Here is a 14,707-nt window from a genome sequence, read left to right as displayed (position 1 = left end):
GCGAAGCGAGGGGAGGTCCAACGGTGAATCGCGGCGTTCACAATAATACGTCATTGCCGGTGATCGCCGCATGGCTGTTCTTGGTGCTGGTCGGACTGTTGGTCTTGAGCGACCAACTGCCTCGCCTGGTACTGTGGTTCTACTTGGCCGCCAGTCTGGTCACGTATCTGGTTTACGCGATGGATAAATCAGCGGCTCGAAGCGGACATTGGCGAACTCAGGAAAGCACGTTGCACCTGTTGTCGATGATCGGCGGTTGGCCGGGCGCGCTGATCGCCCAAGAAAAATTGCGGCACAAAACCAGAAAGCAATCCTTTCGTATCGTCTTTGGACTGACCGTGTTGTTGAACGGTGCGATGCTCGTCACGTTGCTGGTGTTGTTGCAGTAGGTCATGCTGTGCATGACGTCGCGATATGCTCAGGCGAGTTTGAGTTGTCTCAGCAGACGATTGACGCTTCGACCCGGGGAACAGAGGCCGGACCAAGCCAGTCGGGCGTAGCCGCGAACCTTATGTCCGCCGAGCAAATCGATCGATGCCAGCCGGTATTGCAGCAACGCATAGACATTGACCTGTTTGGCCAGTCGCGAGAGCAATCCCGCGCGAGCCCGCTGGGCAAAGTAATCTTCATACGCGATCTCCGGCAGACTCTCGTCACGCCGTCTGGCGAGTTCACAGGCGAATTCAATACTCGCCTGCAGCTTCCGCATGTGCTTGCCGTTGATGCTTCCGGTGTGGATGCGGTATTCCAGCAGTGGTTCGGGCAGGTTGGCCAGTTCACCGACTTCGCCCATCCGCAAAAACATGTCCCAGGCGTCGAACATGCCATGCTGTTTCCAATAGCCACCGATGCCCTTGAGCAGCGCGGTGCGCATCAGAATGGTGGGATGGCACATGGCGTGTTGTCCCTTGCGAAGCTGGCTGTAGATCGATGGATGATCGGTCGCCAACGGGATCACTCGCCCCGCTTTCTGTGCGCCACGGGGGACGATCTGTGAGCCGACCAGTCCGACTTTGGGGTGATCGCGCAAGAAGGCGACTTGTTTTTCCAATCGCGTCGGGTCACAGATGTCATCGCTGTCCATGCGTGCGAGAAACTCTGTGTCACAGAGTTTCAGGCCATGGTTGGAAGCGACTGCGGTGCCGGCATTGTCTTGATGAATGACCGTGATCCGGTCGTCCTCGAGCGAATCCAGGTAGTCGCCGGATTCGTCGGTCGAACCGTCATCGACGATGATCATTTTCCACCGCGAATAGGTTTGCGCGCGGATCGACTCGACGGCTTCGGCCAGGTACGGCATGCCGTTGTAAACGGTCATCAAAACGGAAACGTCTGGTTCTTGATCCGCGGACAAGACGGGGTTCTCCATCGTTCTTCTGGCACAGTTCGTGGCGTGGGGGTGGCGTGCTGCGTAGCATAGTTGATGCGACGCGGACAGCTAGCAGGCTTGGTCTGGCTGGTGGCTGGGGACGCGGCGGAGGATTACAGATGCGTCACAACCACTACAACAAGCCCAATGGTTACTCCGAGGATGCTTCATATTCGTTGATCGCGGCTCGGAAAGCCAACACGCGATAAATGGCCGTGACGTAAAACCCGCTGACCAGCCCGATCGTCATGCCCAAAATGGTCATCGAGTGGACCAACGCCGACGAGATCGCGACGGTCGCGACCAAGCCCCACGCGGCGGCCCAGAAATTTGCCGCGGGACGATTGATCGCCCGCAAGCCGCTGGCGATCGCGTAGCTGACCCCCGACGCGACGGTTCCGAACCCCAAAACCGCAACGGCGACGCCATGACCGCCGTACTGTTCGTCAAAGATCCAGACGATCAATGCGTTTCCAAACACGCCCACCAACGCGGCAAAAAGCAACAGTACCGTGACCATCACGCCCGTAAATCGCCAAACCAATCGGCTTGCCGCTGCGGAGCCGCCGGCGGCGAAGGCATGGGCTGCTTTGGGCGACAACACGTTGCTCATTCCCAAGATGAACGGATTGGCGAGCATCACGACGGTCATGCAGGCCGCGTAGATTCCGGTCGCGCGTTCGCTGATGATCGCGGCCAGCAGCCAGTGGGCAAAATACATGTGCAGCACCGACGTCAGATGCGCACCGACGACCCATTTGCCGAAGCTGCTGTTCTTGATCCAGTCCGTTCGCAGTCGCGTTCGGTCCCATTGGAAATCGGATCGGACAAAAAACAGCCAAGCCAATCCGGCGATCCCCGCGGCGCCTCCGGAGACCAGGTAGGCGCCGGTCGCATCCATCTGGTCCTGCAACGCCAGCATGGCAAGCCCGCCCAATTGAAGCACACTGACTGACACGTCCAATGCCATCGCCGTCGAAACACGCAGGTGGGCGAAGGCGAAGCGGCGCGCGAATTCACGCAGCATCAAGAACGGTAGCAAGAGCACCAACAGCCACAACAATCCGAGCAGACCGGTCGTCGGGCGGGTCACCTGAACGATCACACAGGTCGCCGCCAAGACGAGCATCGCGAGCCCATTTAAACCGATCGCTTGCCCGAGCGAACTGGCCGCGTATTTGCGTTGGTCGTCTGCGGATAGCCGTTTGACAAAAACGGTGTACGGAACCGAGACCAAGGATTCCTGGAAACTGACCAGCAAGACAAATACACTGAAGGCCAGTGAATAATAACCCAATTCAGATTCCGAGCCGAATCGTCCGACCATGACGGTGGTTGCAAATCGTGTCCCGCTGACCACGACTTGATCCAGCAACGACATCATCGTGTCACCACGCGCGGTGCCCCGCAGACGTGCAAGAACTTCAGCCGGTTTCATCGGCGGTGGCCACGGAAGATCATGAGTGGAAGCTGGATCATTGGCGACAGGATCGGTTAAAACGTCGTTGACTGTGCAGAGTTTAGTTGCCGGCGGCGATCCGGTAGCCCCGGCACCGGTGACTCTCAGGGATCAACTGACGACGATCGATAGAAGACATGGAACCGACCAATTCCTTCGCCCCTCCGAGGCGAAATGCTGCCGGTGCAGAATGATGTGATGGCTGTCTGGTTCCGGCTCCGCGATCCGCGCGGTCAGAACAGGATTCTGCCCCGGATGATTCTGCCACTTCCATTCATTCCGTCATTTTGCCAGGGTGGCGTGTTTGGCGACGGCAAACCCGAGTGCGTCTTGCTTGGCGGCACAGTAGTCCATGATCAGGTCATAGCCTGAGTTGTCGCCCGACTCGGCGGCGTGACCGGCGAATTCGATCAGCAGCGGCACGATCGATTGCGACGGCACGTCTTCGGGCACATGGCGGATCGCAAACTCGATCGCTTGCAGGGGGCGTCCGACGCGGTCGAGCAGATCGATGTAGGTTTCAATCGCACCGGTGCCGTGTTCTTGTGAATCGACGTTGATCGCTTTTCGTTCGAACAGCTTCAACCCGGCATCGACGTTTTCACCCAGCAAGATCGAATAGAAGGCGGCGTAGGCGGGATAGAAATCGACGAACGGTTCTTCGCCGGGGTATTGGAACTGGTGATGCAGTTGGCGTCCGTATTGTGTCAGTTCCCATGCCTTGCGAAGCTGTTTCGGGTCCGTCAGCGTGGACGCAATCCGCACGGTCGATGACAGGTGGGTGGTGTCGAGGTGATAGCCACCGTCTTTCATCACCCAAGGCCGACTGGCCAGCATGTCGGACAGCGATTCGTCTTCGTCGGGGGCGGCATCGCGGGCGGTGATATCGTCGCGGACCAGCGTGATCAATTCGTTGTAAAAATGTTCCAGCAACCGTTCTCCGGCGGCGCGGCGGTCCGCTTTGCTGCGTTGGGCGATCGCTTGGTCAAACAGCGTGATGCTGTTGCAGGTGCCCTGATGGTCCAGAACGGCTTGGAATCCCCGCCCCACATCAACGCCTTCATGCAACAAGACACGTTGCATTTCATCGTAGTTGTCGTCCGTGATTTCGACTTCCGCGATCAGGTTCCGGATCATCTCGTTGTCGCCGGTCGGCCGCAGGTAGGTCCAGCCTTCGAAAATGCGTCCGGCTCGGATCAGCATTTCGCCCGATTCGCGGCACGCTTCCAACAGGCCCAATTCCAATTGTCGCTCCACCTCTTCGGATCGCGTCGGTTCATCTTCGCTGGTCAAAAGCGGCAACCCCAGTCGGTTGCGGACGATCATTTTGCGGGCTTCGAACAACTCCATCGGCAACTGTTCTTGGCGGAAATATTCCGCGACCTGTTGGAGCAATTGCGATCGAGAGGTGTCGCAATGACGGAGGGTTTCAAAGATTTGGCTGGCAGGTTCAGACATCGACAGAATTGGAGTTACGGTAGGAGTCGTTGAAGAGGGTCAGCATCGACGGATGAGAAACCGATCCCACAAATCGCTTCACGGGTTGTCCGATGCGGGGGGATTCGGCGAAGGGTCCGCAGGCGGGCTGGTCGGTGTCGCGAAGGCTTCATCGGGCGACATGGGCAACTGGGCGGCGTCGGCGTAACGATGCAGCCATTCCAGCAGCGTGCCGAGCTTAAGCGCCGCGGCGGGCAGAAGATTGTCGCTGTGTTCGGTCATGTCCGCTAGTGGACCGAGCAGCTCGTCACATTGGTGGCGGATCTCGATCGCCAGCGATTTTGCGGTCCGGTATCGATCGCGGCACATGTCCAAGCGAGTTTTGGCAGCGGCCACCCGCTTTTGAGCCTCCAGGGCACTGACGCGATCACCGGCGCGCGCGGCCGACTGTTTCTGCTGTAGATTGTCTTTCGCTTCGGTCAGCTCACGCTCGGCTAGCTCTGTCTGGTGACGCCAGTACCTCGGTACCTCGTCGCCGAAATACTGATCGGCCCGGTGGATGGAAATCCGAATCTCCTGCAGCGTTTTCTCCCAGCTGTCGGCCATCGAGAGCACCCCGGTGCGGAGCCGCTGAAGCGAATCAATGTTTCGCACGTCGCTAGTCGACATGGGAGCGCCTTGCATGGTGTGGGGGAGGATTCGGGGCTGGAACGTGTCGACCATTGGACCACGCTTTGCCCGGCGCAGCTACCGTCGTTCGAGGGGGATGCCCCTGATCAAGTCGATTGGTTTTGCCAAGCCGACCGCAATGCTTGCAGACCCTGGTCCATCGAAACGCGGACGTGGTACCCCAAACGTTGCTTCGCCGCAGAAATATCGAAATAGTGATCTTTGGCCAATTGGGCCGCCACAAAACGGGTCATCACGGGTTCGGTTTGTCTGCCGGTCAAGCGATACGCCGCCTCGAGAGCAGCCCCGACGGCGTAGGCGACGCGGAACGGGACGCGCCGTGAGGGCGCCGCGACCGAGCCGATTTGGCAAATCTGTGCGATCCAATCCCAACAGTTGACCGGTTCATCCTGGGCGATGAAATACGCTCGTCCTCCCGCCAACTCGGGACGTTGCTGCAGCGCGTCGAGTGCATCCAGGTGGGCGGCGGCGGCGTTGACCACGTGAACGGTGTCGATCAGGTTCTTGCCATCGCCGACGATTTTTAATTTCCCCGCCGCGGCGCGGTCGATCACGCGAGCGAGTAAATGGGGGTCACCCACGCCCCAGATCAGATGAGGACGCAGCGCGCACGTGTTCAACTCGCCTGTCCGATGTGCCTGCAGAACCGCTTGCTCGGCTAACGCTTTGGTTTGCGGGTACGCGCACAGCCAGCGTTCGGGATAGGGCACCGATTCGTCGACGCCGCGCTGGTCGTCACCGGCAAACGTCACGCTGGGGCTGCTGGTGAAAACCAGGTTGCCGATGCCGTTGCGGCGACAGGCGTCGATCACATTCAGGGTGGCTTGCGTGTTGATGCGGTAAAACGTTTCGTAAGCGCCCCAGACGCCGGCGACGGCGGCGGTGTGCACGACCGCATCGACGTCACGAATCAGTCGGTCGGTGACGGCGGCATCGGACAGGTCGCCGCGATGATACGCAACGCCCTTGTCGGCAAGATCGGGGTAGTCACCGCGCGAGACACCGACCACCTGATCGCCGCGGGCGAGCAACTGATCGACAATCTCGGCGCCCAGAAATCCGGCCGGTCCGGTAACGAGAACACGCATGAAGGAAAGGACCAGCAAAGGGAAGAATCGAACGAGTCTCGTTGCGAGCGGAAAAGGGGTCAGGCCCCAAAAACCAAATGGCCCGCAGGGTGCTCCGCATTTTTGGGGCCTGACCCCTTTTCCGCGTTGATGAAGTCAGGCCCGAATCTTCGATGCCGACCCGCGATTCGTCAAGCAGCGCGGGAGTGGCTCAGCGGAACCCGGCCGCTGGGCGGTGAGGCCGTGGAAAAGAAATTGCGATTGTGGAAGGGCAGCGAAACCTGGTCCACAAAATCGGTGTTCAAATCGTCTCGCAAACGTCTCAAAAACCGCGCGCCGTCCAGGTGTTCGTCGTAGTGGTGGCTCACGTTTCGGGACAGACGCGCCCGTTTCTCCGGTGGCATGGAATCGATCCGACGGATCGCCGCGACCAAGCCTTTGCGGCCGCGGAAGCAGATCGCGTTGACGCCGTCGACCAGTTCAGGATGGAAGCGGTCGGCGTACTCGATGATCGGGATCGTGCCGACCGACATCGCCTCGATCGCATTGTGGCAAACCGGTTGCGACGCTCCCGGGCAACACAGAAAGAACTGGTGTGACGCCAAGGTCGCCATCCAATCCTGGGCCGGAATCGGGTCGACCGCACTATCGCGAAGCACGATCCGGTCGTCACGCCCGTCCGCCTCACGCGCGCTGATCCGAACATCAAAGGCCTTGGACAACGTCGACAGGATTTCCAAACGCGACAGCACGCCAAACTCGCTGTGCATCGAATCACGACCGTAGCGCCGGTTCTGGTTGCCGGCAAAAAAAATGCCCGCTTTCATTTGGGTCCGCAGCGTATTGAACCGCCCGTCGATCGAATCCTGGGTTTGTTGCGGATGCATCGGATAAGGCATGACCAAGGTTCTTGCCGCTGGCTCGCGTCCGATCAGCATGGCGACGGTGCGTTGTCGGCTGAGGACCCGATCGGCGCGACCGCCGTCGACATCGAGCAGCACCAGCGAGTGCGGCGGAAAGGGACGGGCCGGTTCGATCCAGTTGACATGGGGCATCGCCAGAAAGCGACCGCCATGGGGTTTGTGGGCGACTGCCGCCAACAGCACGCGGCTGCAGCGCAGCGTGACTGGCGAATTGATCTTGCCGGCCAAAGCGGCCAAGCAGGCCAAATGCCGCCCGCCGTCGAATAGCAAATGGTCGGTGTAGAGATCGATTCCGATGGTTGCGCCGGCGGATTCCGGTGCCGATTTTGCCGTCGAAGCGAGTTGCTGCTCGGCCAGGCGAATGTCAAACGGGTAACGGAGCAAGTGTTTTAGTTTCATCTTTGATCAATCCTATCCGGCCAATCGAACCGATGATGACGTATGATCGACGATGCCCATTTCGAGCAGCGAGTTCTTTCCGGAGTGGTAGGCTGCGATGTGCTTGGCGTGTCTCCGGCAGTTTGCAGTCGTTTCCGCCAACGTTTTTTCCACCGTGCTCAGCAGCTGAGGAATCTGGTCGACGGATTGATAGATCCAGCCGATCGCGCCGCTCGGTTCGGCGGCGCGAACCTGATCGGCCAGCCAACAATCGTCCGGCACCATCACGGGGACGCCCCGGATCATCATTTCCAACAAGACGCCACTGCACCGCGCGACGTAACGGTCGGGGTCGTACAGAAACAACCCCATCCCTGCCGTGTCCAGCCAGCGGTGGTAGGCTTCGCTGGTCAAGTTTCCACGCAGGATTTCCATGCCAACGCCCGTGTCAGGTTCGGCTTGGTCAGACGCCGACGGAGTGCAGGCGGCTTGCAGCGACGGCGGGATCATCCGCTGCCAACGTTTTTCAGGAAGCTGCATCGACCAGGTGAAACGGCCCGCGCGGAGGTACTGGGTTTCGATCGCTTCCAGCAAGTCGCGAATCAGGTCGCGGCCCTTTTCGGCGCGCGGCATCCCGGCCAACAAGATCTTCGTCCCTGCGGTCGACGGACTCGACGTTGACGCGTGGTGTTCGTCTCGCGTGGGGTAGGGGACCGCGGTCGCATCCACACCGACGGTGTTCAGTTGCTGACGCAGCGATTCGGTGGTCGCGTGCAGATGGATCCGGTGTCGCTCGATCGCCTTTACCGCCGCGTTGACTTGGCGACCAAAAGCGACCGCGCGTTCGGTCACGGTCGATTCAAACACCGCAAAATGGAACAGGACGTGAATGGTCATCGGGGCGAGCTCGCCGTCCCGCTCCAGTTCTTCGATCGCGTGGGCCAACGCCAGAATTTGAAAGTCGCCGCCCGTGTTGATTACAATTCGGTCGTTCGGCTGCGGAGCGAAGCGGCGAATCGAATCGGCGAAAACGGACGACCAGGCGTTGAGCATCGCCCGCGGGCGTCGCGACGGTCGACAGAGGAAATCGTTCACCGATTGCCGGATCCGGCGGAACACCGAGCCTCCGATCGGGATCCCGCGAGAGTCTCGCTGGACCATCGAGGGGCCGTCGACACCGAGTGACCAATTTTCCATCCGCCGGACTTCGAACCGCGGCTCGATCTCGAGAGGTTCCAGCCGCGAATCTCCACGCAAGTGCAGATCGCGCTGCGGCAACGATGCATGGGTGATTAATTGCGGCCGATAGCCGAGCTGGCGTGCCCCGTCGGCGAGCAGGCTCGCCAATTCCAAATAGTGGCCGCCGATGTCGCGCACGTTGTCGTCCAGGAACAGGATTCGCGGTGTCATGGGCGGCGAGGTGGGCATGGACGATTAGAACGCAAACGCTGAGCGGACCGGGCGATTGAAGTGAATGGTCCGGTCTTAGCAATTCCTGACTTTGGCGTCCATGTTGGTTCGCCGAAAGCCCTGGCGCGTCCGCTACGTCTTCAACCCCACGACTCAATCAGCCCGAAGAACTCCAGCCGTTTTACCGGGACGACCATCGAGAATTTGACCCACGGATGGCAGCGCGGACCCACGGATGGCAGGGGGCAGATATCCGTGGGTTCGCGCTGCCATCCGTGGGCTCAGTGGTCCTTTCATCTTTTCCCAAGCTTTAGCCCAATACCGCCAAGTGATGCGTCGTTTCCTCGTGCTGGGGCCCGTAGGCTCGCGCCAAACGGCTGATAATCAATTGACATCAGCCGGTTCGCGCCAGCGTCCGGGCCTCTTCGTTGATGTTCACTTCGCTGCGTTGGGCTAAAACCTGCCCCCTCTGCATGACCTGCCCCCGTTTCCGCTTGCTGAACGCAGCCCAAAGATTCAACGCTGCCTAAAGCATGAGGACGCTGACGCCCGAAAAACGTCGCTCTTGACGTCTGGGGGCGGAGTTTGATAGCCCAAGCGAATGAACAATTCTCTTTGCCTGTTGGCACCCCTCCCGTTCGCCGGGTTCGTCGTCGCAATCGCGATCACGCTGGCATCGTTTCCGCCTGTGACGGCGGCTGAGTTGCCACAGGTTGCCCCGCAGACAGAGTCGTGTGTCCTGCTTCGTAACGGCAACGTCCTGGTCGGTGCGGTCTCCAAGATCGGCGGGACCGTCTGCATCACGCGCAGCGATCAATCTAAAATCAATCTGCCGACCGCCCAGGTCGAAACGGTGGGGCGATCACTGAGCGAACTGTACGAATACCGACGCAAAAATCGCTTTGAGGGCGACTTGAAACGCGTGCAAGCGGATGTGCGTTGGGGTTTGCGACATGGGTTGGTGCGAGAAGCTGCCCAAGACGTTCTGGAAGCGAGGTCGCTTGAGCCGTCGAACCCACAGACGATTCAGTTGCTGCGGCAGATCGCAGCGGTGCTCAAACAACAGTCCGAGTCCGCGCAATCGGTTGCTGCGGACGATCATCAGGCTCCCGCACTGCGAACCGTGTCGCACGAAACCGTGGTGACAGACGATCGCAGGGATGTTGAGCCTGAGACGGCGGCCGAGACGAGCGGGTTACCCGAGAGGCTGGTGTATGAGTTCACTTCGCGAATTCAACCGATCCTGATGAATCGCTGTACCAGTTGTCACGCCCGCGACGACCGCAACACACGTGAGTTTCAGATCCACACCGCTCTGACATCCAAGTGGGCTCCGAAGGATGTGGCCAGGGACAATCTGCAAGCCGTGATGAAGTACGTTGACCTGAACGCTCCGGCCAACAGCCTGATCCGTCTGCGTGCTTCCGACGGGCATGGTGGCCGGCGACATAGCTTTGGCAGCCAGGGTTCGGCGATGATGTCCAGCTTGGATCGTTGGCTTGTCCAGCTCCCGACCGCCCATTCGCCGTCGCAATGGGAGGCTGCGATGGAGCAACGTGCTGTTGGCGAAACGCTGGTTCCGGTGTCACCACCGCAGCTTGCCGCCATCGACCAAATCGACCAGGCGGATGCGGCAACAGGCATTCCCGAGTTGCCGGAGACGCTTCAGACGGAGTCGGTTTGGAACGCAGGGTCACCGATGATCGAAGCCGCGCCGCGAACCCGACGCATGCCCAAGGTTGAAAACCCCTTCGACCCAGACATCTTCAATCGACGGGTTCATGGTCGCTGATCAGGTCGCTTTCGGCGACGCGTTCGAGGACCAGAACGAACACCGCGGCGCCAACGACCAACGCGATCAGTAGCATCAGGCTGCCGTTCCACTCACTCGGCGGGACGACCTGCATGATCCGCTCCTTCATTTTCAATCCGGCCGTTTCCGCGGTCGGGACTTGCAGCGGCCAAAGCTTTTCCACGCTGCCGATCATCAGGCCGACCAGCACCGCCATCGTCTTGTCGCGGTGGTGATCGAGCATCCAGCTCAACAGGCGAGAGAACGCGAGCAGCCCGAACAGGCAGCCGAACGCAAACACGCCGAGCTGGAGGATGGAATCGAAATCGATGTTCAGCTTCACCGTGTTCTTGATCAGTCCCGTGATCGGGTGGTAGACGCCCAGCAGGAGCAGGATGAACGCGCCGCTGATGCCGGGCAGGATCATCGCGCAGATCGCGATGGCAGCCGATCCGAACAGGTAGACCAGCGAGTCTCCGCCATCGGTGGGCGAGAGCCGTCCGACGAGTACGGCGACGCAGATGCCGAAGACGCAGGCGGACAGGCTGGCCGGTCCCCAGCGTTTGACTTGCCGTCGCACGATCAACACGCTGGCCAGAATCATTCCGAAAAAGACGGCAAAGGTCTCCGGCATGTGATGGTCGAACAGCCAGTTGATCAGCCCCGCCAGCGCGACGCTGCCGATCACAACGCCAGCGCCGATCGCAGCCAGGAAGCGGGCGTCGACGTATTCCCAAGCTTCTTTCCAGCGGCGCGAAAGGACTTGGCCGATCAAGTGAGAATCGACGCGGCTGACCGCATCGATCAGGCGTTGGTAATGTCCGAGCACCAGCGCCACGGTGCCTCCACTGACCCCTGGCACGATGTTCGCCGCCCCCATACAAAATCCACGCAGCAGATTGATGACGTCCAAGCGAATCGAGTTTGATGCCAGGTGCGACGCAGCATCCGGTGCGGCCGGTGTGGCGGAGGCTGCCGAGGTCGGTTGGTTCGTTACAGGCCGGGCATTCGGATCGATGCACTCTGTGTCAGCGTTCTGGCGGTCCGGTGGCATGATGGATGGTTCCCTCGTTCGCTGCGGCGATGAATACTGCGGCAACAGTTTGAGCAGGATGGTGCGCCGCGAGAAGCGGTCGATTTAGTGCTTTGTCAACTTTGAGTTTTCGGGTAGTTTTTTTTCGGGCGGTGCGGAAAAGGGGTCAGGCCCCAAAAACCAAATGGCCCGAAGGGTGCTCCGCATTTTTGGGGCCTGACCCCTTTTCCGCAGATGAGCTGTTATTCAAGCCTCGTGAGTAATCAAATGGAAATAGTGGCGTGATCGAGACCATCATCCTGGCCGTCGTGCAGGGGATTGCCGAATTCCTGCCGATCAGCTCGTCCGGTCATCTCGTGATCTTGGGGGCGATGCTCAGCGACGCCCAAAGCGAGTCGCCGACGTTGGAGATTATCTTGCACGCAGGGACGCTCGGGTCGATCCTGGTGATTTTCTGGCGTCGCATCTTAGATTTGCTGACCAGCGATCGGCGTGTGATCCCTTTATTAATTGTCGGAACCCTACCGGCGGTGGTGGTCGGACTGACGATCAAATCTCAATTCGGCTGGATTCTGAAAAATCCGATGCTGGCCGGCGCGATGTTGATCGTGACCGGGATCATGCTGATTGTGCTGGGCAGGCTACCCGCTCGCCATCGCGTCTATCGCGACGGATCGTACTGGGGCGCGTTCGTGGTCGGGTGTTTCCAAGCGTTTGCGATCCTGCCCGGGATCAGTCGCAGCGGGTCGACGATTCTGGGCGGCCGGTTGTTGGGGTTAAAGACCGATGATGCGGTCACGTTCTCGTTCTTGTTGGCGATCCCCGCGATCTCCGGTGCGACCGTGCTGGCGATCAAGGACCTGGTGGACGAGGTGCAAGAGGGAGTGCCGATGGATCACTCGATCGCCGAGTTGACCATCGGGGCCTTGGTCGCGTTCGGCGTCGGGATCTTCGCGCTCAAGTGGCTGATCGGATGGAGCCGTCAAGAGCGTTTACACTGGTTCGCCGGATGGTGCATTCCGGCGGGGGTGCTGGTTCTGGGACTGTGTTTTGCCGGGCTGGTGTAGGCGGCTCGGGTGCAAACGGTTTGCCGATTGAGGCCGTCGTTTGACCCCGTCGGGGTCATGCGACGGGCGACGCACTGGAGGTGCTAGCGGCGTCGGCCGCGTCCGCGGCCTTTGCTCGACGGCGACTTCTTGTGGTTTTCAAGATTATTGTCGACCAGCACGTTGACGACTTCTTGCCACGTCGGAACGACCTTGCGCCGCGTGGGGGTATCACCGCGCGATTCCGATTCGGGTTCGTCCTGACGGCTTCTTGCGCCGCGTCGTGGTCGCACGTCCTCCTCGTCCAAGTCGTCCGCGGCGGGGCGATCGTCTTGGTCGGTCGGCTCGGATTCGCGGGTCGATCGACCACGTCCGCCTCGGCGTCCGCGTCGTCGGCGTCCGCGACGGATCACATCGACTTCTTCGTCGTCTTCGTGGTCATCGTCAAAGGCGGACGAGGGGATCGGTTCGTCGTCGAGATCGTCGTCCAGATCGGCATCGTCGCGGTCTGAATCGTCGCGTCCGCGGGATTGCGGCCGGGCTTCTTCGGATTCGCTCGCCCCGGCGGCTCGCGATCGTCTGCCCCCGCGACCGCGGCGGCCACGTCGGCGACGTCGCGTGCCGGACTCTTCGTCCGTGTCGTCGTCGGAATCTTCGGAATCGTCGGCGTCGAGTTCGACGCCCATCCCAAATCCTTCGTCGACCAATTCGAATTCTTCGCCGTCGGCGGGATCAAATTCATCGCGGCTGATCGTTCGGCGGCGGGATTGTCCACCTCGCCCGCGGCGTTTGGGAGCGTTTCGCCGTGAATCGTCTCCGTCATCGCTACTGATGTCATCGTCGTCGCGGCTGGCGACAGCGTCGACGGTTTTGGGTTCCGATTCCAGCGCATCTTCGCTCATTCGCTGACGTTGTCCCCGCCGACCACGGCGTCCGGAGCGTCGTCGCGGGCTTTCATCGTCTTCCTGTCGCTCGCGGCCGGGCTCCGAGCTGTCGCGATCGCTGCGTTCGCCACGCCCACGCGGTTCACTCGCGGGCGAGGGGCGATCGTCATCGTCGGATTCGTCGCGGTCGTCAAAACCACGTCCGCGTCGCGGTCGCTCTTCACGCGCGGGTGATCGATCCTGGCGGGGCGAAACCTTGGTCGGTGCGGCCACTGCTTCGGCCGGTTCCGGTTCCGAGTCATCAAGATCGTCCTCGAGATCGGAAAACGAGCGGAACGACAGCGGGTCGGGCGGATCGACCGGCTTGCCCGAGCTGGAATCGGGCTTCGCCGTCGGCGCCGGATCGTGGTCGAACGTCCGCGTGGACGCGGGGGCGACGTGCGGTTCGTCTTCCACGTCGCTCGGCTCGTCAATCACTTCGGGTTCGGGGCCGAGGTCGATCCCCAGGCCATCGCCGAAGCTTCGCGGGGACTTTTTCGATTTCGACGATGCCGATTCTTTGCGAGCCGGTTTGATTGGCATGGGGGCACGGTGGGGCGGAGGTTCGTCGGTGGCTTCGATCCCCAGTTCGCCGGCTAGTTCGGACCAGGCGCCGCTGTCGGGCTCGGGTTCCGGCTCAAGCTCTTGCTCGGGTGCTTGATCGGTGGCGGAAGACTCGGGCGGCGTGGAGTCGGCAAACAGCTTGTCGGATTCGCTCACGGTGGCTTCGACGTGAAGCAGTTCTTCGACAACCGGCTCTTCTTTGGCGGGGGGGCCGCCTGCGGCGAGTTCGTCGATCCGTGGGTCCTTCGCGCGGACGCCGAAGCCGGGAAGCTGTGTCGAAGCGGTTTCGGCCGTCAGTGCTTGGAGCACGTCTTCGCCGGAGGGGTCCTTGTCCACCACGTCGGATTCATCAGGCACATCCACCACCGCCTCGGCGACCGGGGGCATGTCTCGTGATGCCGGTTCGTTCGATTCTTGGTCGGAAAATCCCGAGGTATCCGACGTCGATTGGCGTTCGTGCTCGCCTTCGGCTTTCGATTCGGCTTTCTTTGTCGTCTCGGATGCTTTGGGGGGTGCGGGCGGACCAGGGGTGCCAAGGAGCTTGGCAAGAAGGTTCCAATTGTCTGACATTCGGTCTAATAATGAGTTGTTTTGGAGGGGCCAGCAGTCAACCAAC

Annotated in this window: 12 protein-coding genes; 3 read left to right on the top strand and 9 right to left on the bottom strand. The window is 60.6% G+C overall.

What is annotated here, in order from left to right:
* On the top strand, nucleotides 1–389 hold a 389-nt coding region (locus tag NZK35_RS01575; protein WP_259630843.1), incomplete at its 5' end, for a DUF1294 domain-containing protein.
* A gap of 29 nt (nucleotides 390–418) precedes the next feature.
* On the opposite strand, the gene NZK35_RS01570 is transcribed toward NZK35_RS01575, so the two are convergent.
* The 7 genes from NZK35_RS01570 to NZK35_RS01540 form a co-directional block, all read right to left on the bottom strand.
* Complete coding sequence (locus NZK35_RS01570; protein WP_259630842.1) at nucleotides 419–1,369, bottom strand: glycosyltransferase family 2 protein; 951 nt, start codon at nucleotides 1,367–1,369, stop codon at nucleotides 419–421.
* 151 nt (nucleotides 1,370–1,520) lie between these two features.
* Entirely contained in the window at nucleotides 1,521–2,807 is a 1,287-nt protein-coding gene (locus NZK35_RS01565; RefSeq protein ID WP_259630841.1) for a lipopolysaccharide biosynthesis protein, read from the bottom strand.
* A gap of 303 nt (nucleotides 2,808–3,110) precedes the next feature.
* Complete coding sequence (locus NZK35_RS01560) at nucleotides 3,111–4,286, bottom strand: hypothetical protein (protein WP_259630840.1); 1,176 nt, start codon at nucleotides 4,284–4,286, stop codon at nucleotides 3,111–3,113.
* Nucleotides 4,287–4,364: 78 nt separating this feature from the next.
* A complete protein-coding gene (locus NZK35_RS01555) occupies nucleotides 4,365–4,934 on the bottom strand; it encodes a hypothetical protein (RefSeq protein WP_259630839.1) in 570 nt (189 codons plus the stop codon).
* A 107-nt stretch (nucleotides 4,935–5,041) separates the two neighbouring features.
* The gene (locus tag NZK35_RS01550) at nucleotides 5,042–6,043 is read right to left on the bottom strand and encodes an NAD-dependent epimerase/dehydratase family protein (protein ID WP_259630838.1); all 1,002 of its coding nucleotides are present in this window, start codon (nucleotides 6,041–6,043) and stop codon (nucleotides 5,042–5,044) included.
* A 170-nt stretch (nucleotides 6,044–6,213) separates the two neighbouring features.
* The gene (locus NZK35_RS01545; RefSeq protein WP_259630837.1) at nucleotides 6,214–7,344 is read right to left on the bottom strand and encodes a glycosyltransferase; all 1,131 of its coding nucleotides are present in this window, start codon (nucleotides 7,342–7,344) and stop codon (nucleotides 6,214–6,216) included.
* 12 nt (nucleotides 7,345–7,356) lie between these two features.
* The gene (locus NZK35_RS01540; protein WP_259630836.1) at nucleotides 7,357–8,733 is read right to left on the bottom strand and encodes a hypothetical protein; all 1,377 of its coding nucleotides are present in this window, start codon (nucleotides 8,731–8,733) and stop codon (nucleotides 7,357–7,359) included.
* Nucleotides 8,734–9,334: 601 nt separating this feature from the next.
* On the opposite strand from NZK35_RS01540, the gene NZK35_RS01535 reads away from it, so the two are divergent.
* Nucleotides 9,335–10,525 carry a hypothetical protein gene (locus tag NZK35_RS01535; protein WP_259630835.1) on the top strand — a complete coding sequence of 397 codons (1,191 nt, stop codon included), beginning with the start codon at nucleotides 9,335–9,337 and terminating at the stop codon, nucleotides 10,523–10,525.
* Here NZK35_RS01535 and NZK35_RS01530 read toward each other — a convergent pair.
* The gene (locus NZK35_RS01530) at nucleotides 10,500–11,579 is read right to left on the bottom strand and encodes a DUF368 domain-containing protein (RefSeq protein ID WP_259630834.1); all 1,080 of its coding nucleotides are present in this window, start codon (nucleotides 11,577–11,579) and stop codon (nucleotides 10,500–10,502) included. The two genes, NZK35_RS01535 and NZK35_RS01530, sit on opposite strands and share 26 nt — an antisense overlap.
* Before the next feature lie 260 nt (nucleotides 11,580–11,839).
* Here NZK35_RS01530 and NZK35_RS01525 point away from each other — a divergent pair, with 260 nt between their 5' ends.
* Nucleotides 11,840–12,625 (top strand): undecaprenyl-diphosphate phosphatase, encoded by a 786-nt coding sequence (locus tag NZK35_RS01525; RefSeq protein ID WP_259630833.1) that lies wholly within the window; start codon nucleotides 11,840–11,842, stop codon nucleotides 12,623–12,625.
* Between the two features lie 83 nt (nucleotides 12,626–12,708).
* Here the strand turns inward: NZK35_RS01525 and NZK35_RS01520 are convergent, their stop codons facing one another.
* Nucleotides 12,709–14,661 carry a hypothetical protein gene (locus NZK35_RS01520; RefSeq protein WP_259630832.1) on the bottom strand — a complete coding sequence of 651 codons (1,953 nt, stop codon included), beginning with the start codon at nucleotides 14,659–14,661 and terminating at the stop codon, nucleotides 12,709–12,711.
* Between the last annotated feature and the right edge of the window lie 46 nt (nucleotides 14,662–14,707).

Origin of the sequence: Stieleria sedimenti (assembly GCF_025060895.1) — a bacterium.
Taxonomy (GTDB): Bacteria; Planctomycetota; Planctomycetia; order Pirellulales; family Pirellulaceae; genus Stieleria; species Stieleria sedimenti.
The sequence above is the reverse complement of the archived record's forward strand: the minus strand, read 5'-3'. Positions and strand labels throughout refer to the sequence as shown.

Excerpts from the sequence above, each read along its gene's own strand:
- NZK35_RS01560 (WP_259630840.1), bottom strand. The coding sequence starts at position 4,286 with ATGTCTGAACCTGCCAGCCAAATCTTTGAAACCCTCCGTCATTGCGAC.
- NZK35_RS01535 (WP_259630835.1), top strand. The coding sequence starts at position 9,335 with ATGAACAATTCTCTTTGCCTGTTGGCACCCCTCCCGTTCGCCGGGTTC.
- NZK35_RS01530 (WP_259630834.1), bottom strand. The coding sequence starts at position 11,579 with ATGCCACCGGACCGCCAGAACGCTGACACAGAGTGCATCGATCCGAAT.
- NZK35_RS01520 (WP_259630832.1), bottom strand. The coding sequence starts at position 14,661 with ATGTCAGACAATTGGAACCTTCTTGCCAAGCTCCTTGGCACCCCTGGT.
- NZK35_RS01550 (WP_259630838.1), bottom strand. The coding sequence starts at position 6,043 with ATGCGTGTTCTCGTTACCGGACCGGCCGGATTTCTGGGCGCCGAGATT.
- NZK35_RS01540 (WP_259630836.1), bottom strand. The coding sequence starts at position 8,733 with ATGACACCGCGAATCCTGTTCCTGGACGACAACGTGCGCGACATCGGC.
- NZK35_RS01570 (WP_259630842.1), bottom strand. The coding sequence starts at position 1,369 with ATGGAGAACCCCGTCTTGTCCGCGGATCAAGAACCAGACGTTTCCGTT.
- NZK35_RS01555 (WP_259630839.1), bottom strand. The coding sequence starts at position 4,934 with ATGTCGACTAGCGACGTGCGAAACATTGATTCGCTTCAGCGGCTCCGC.
- NZK35_RS01565 (WP_259630841.1), bottom strand. The coding sequence starts at position 2,807 with ATGAAACCGGCTGAAGTTCTTGCACGTCTGCGGGGCACCGCGCGTGGT.
- NZK35_RS01545 (WP_259630837.1), bottom strand. The coding sequence starts at position 7,344 with ATGAAACTAAAACACTTGCTCCGTTACCCGTTTGACATTCGCCTGGCC.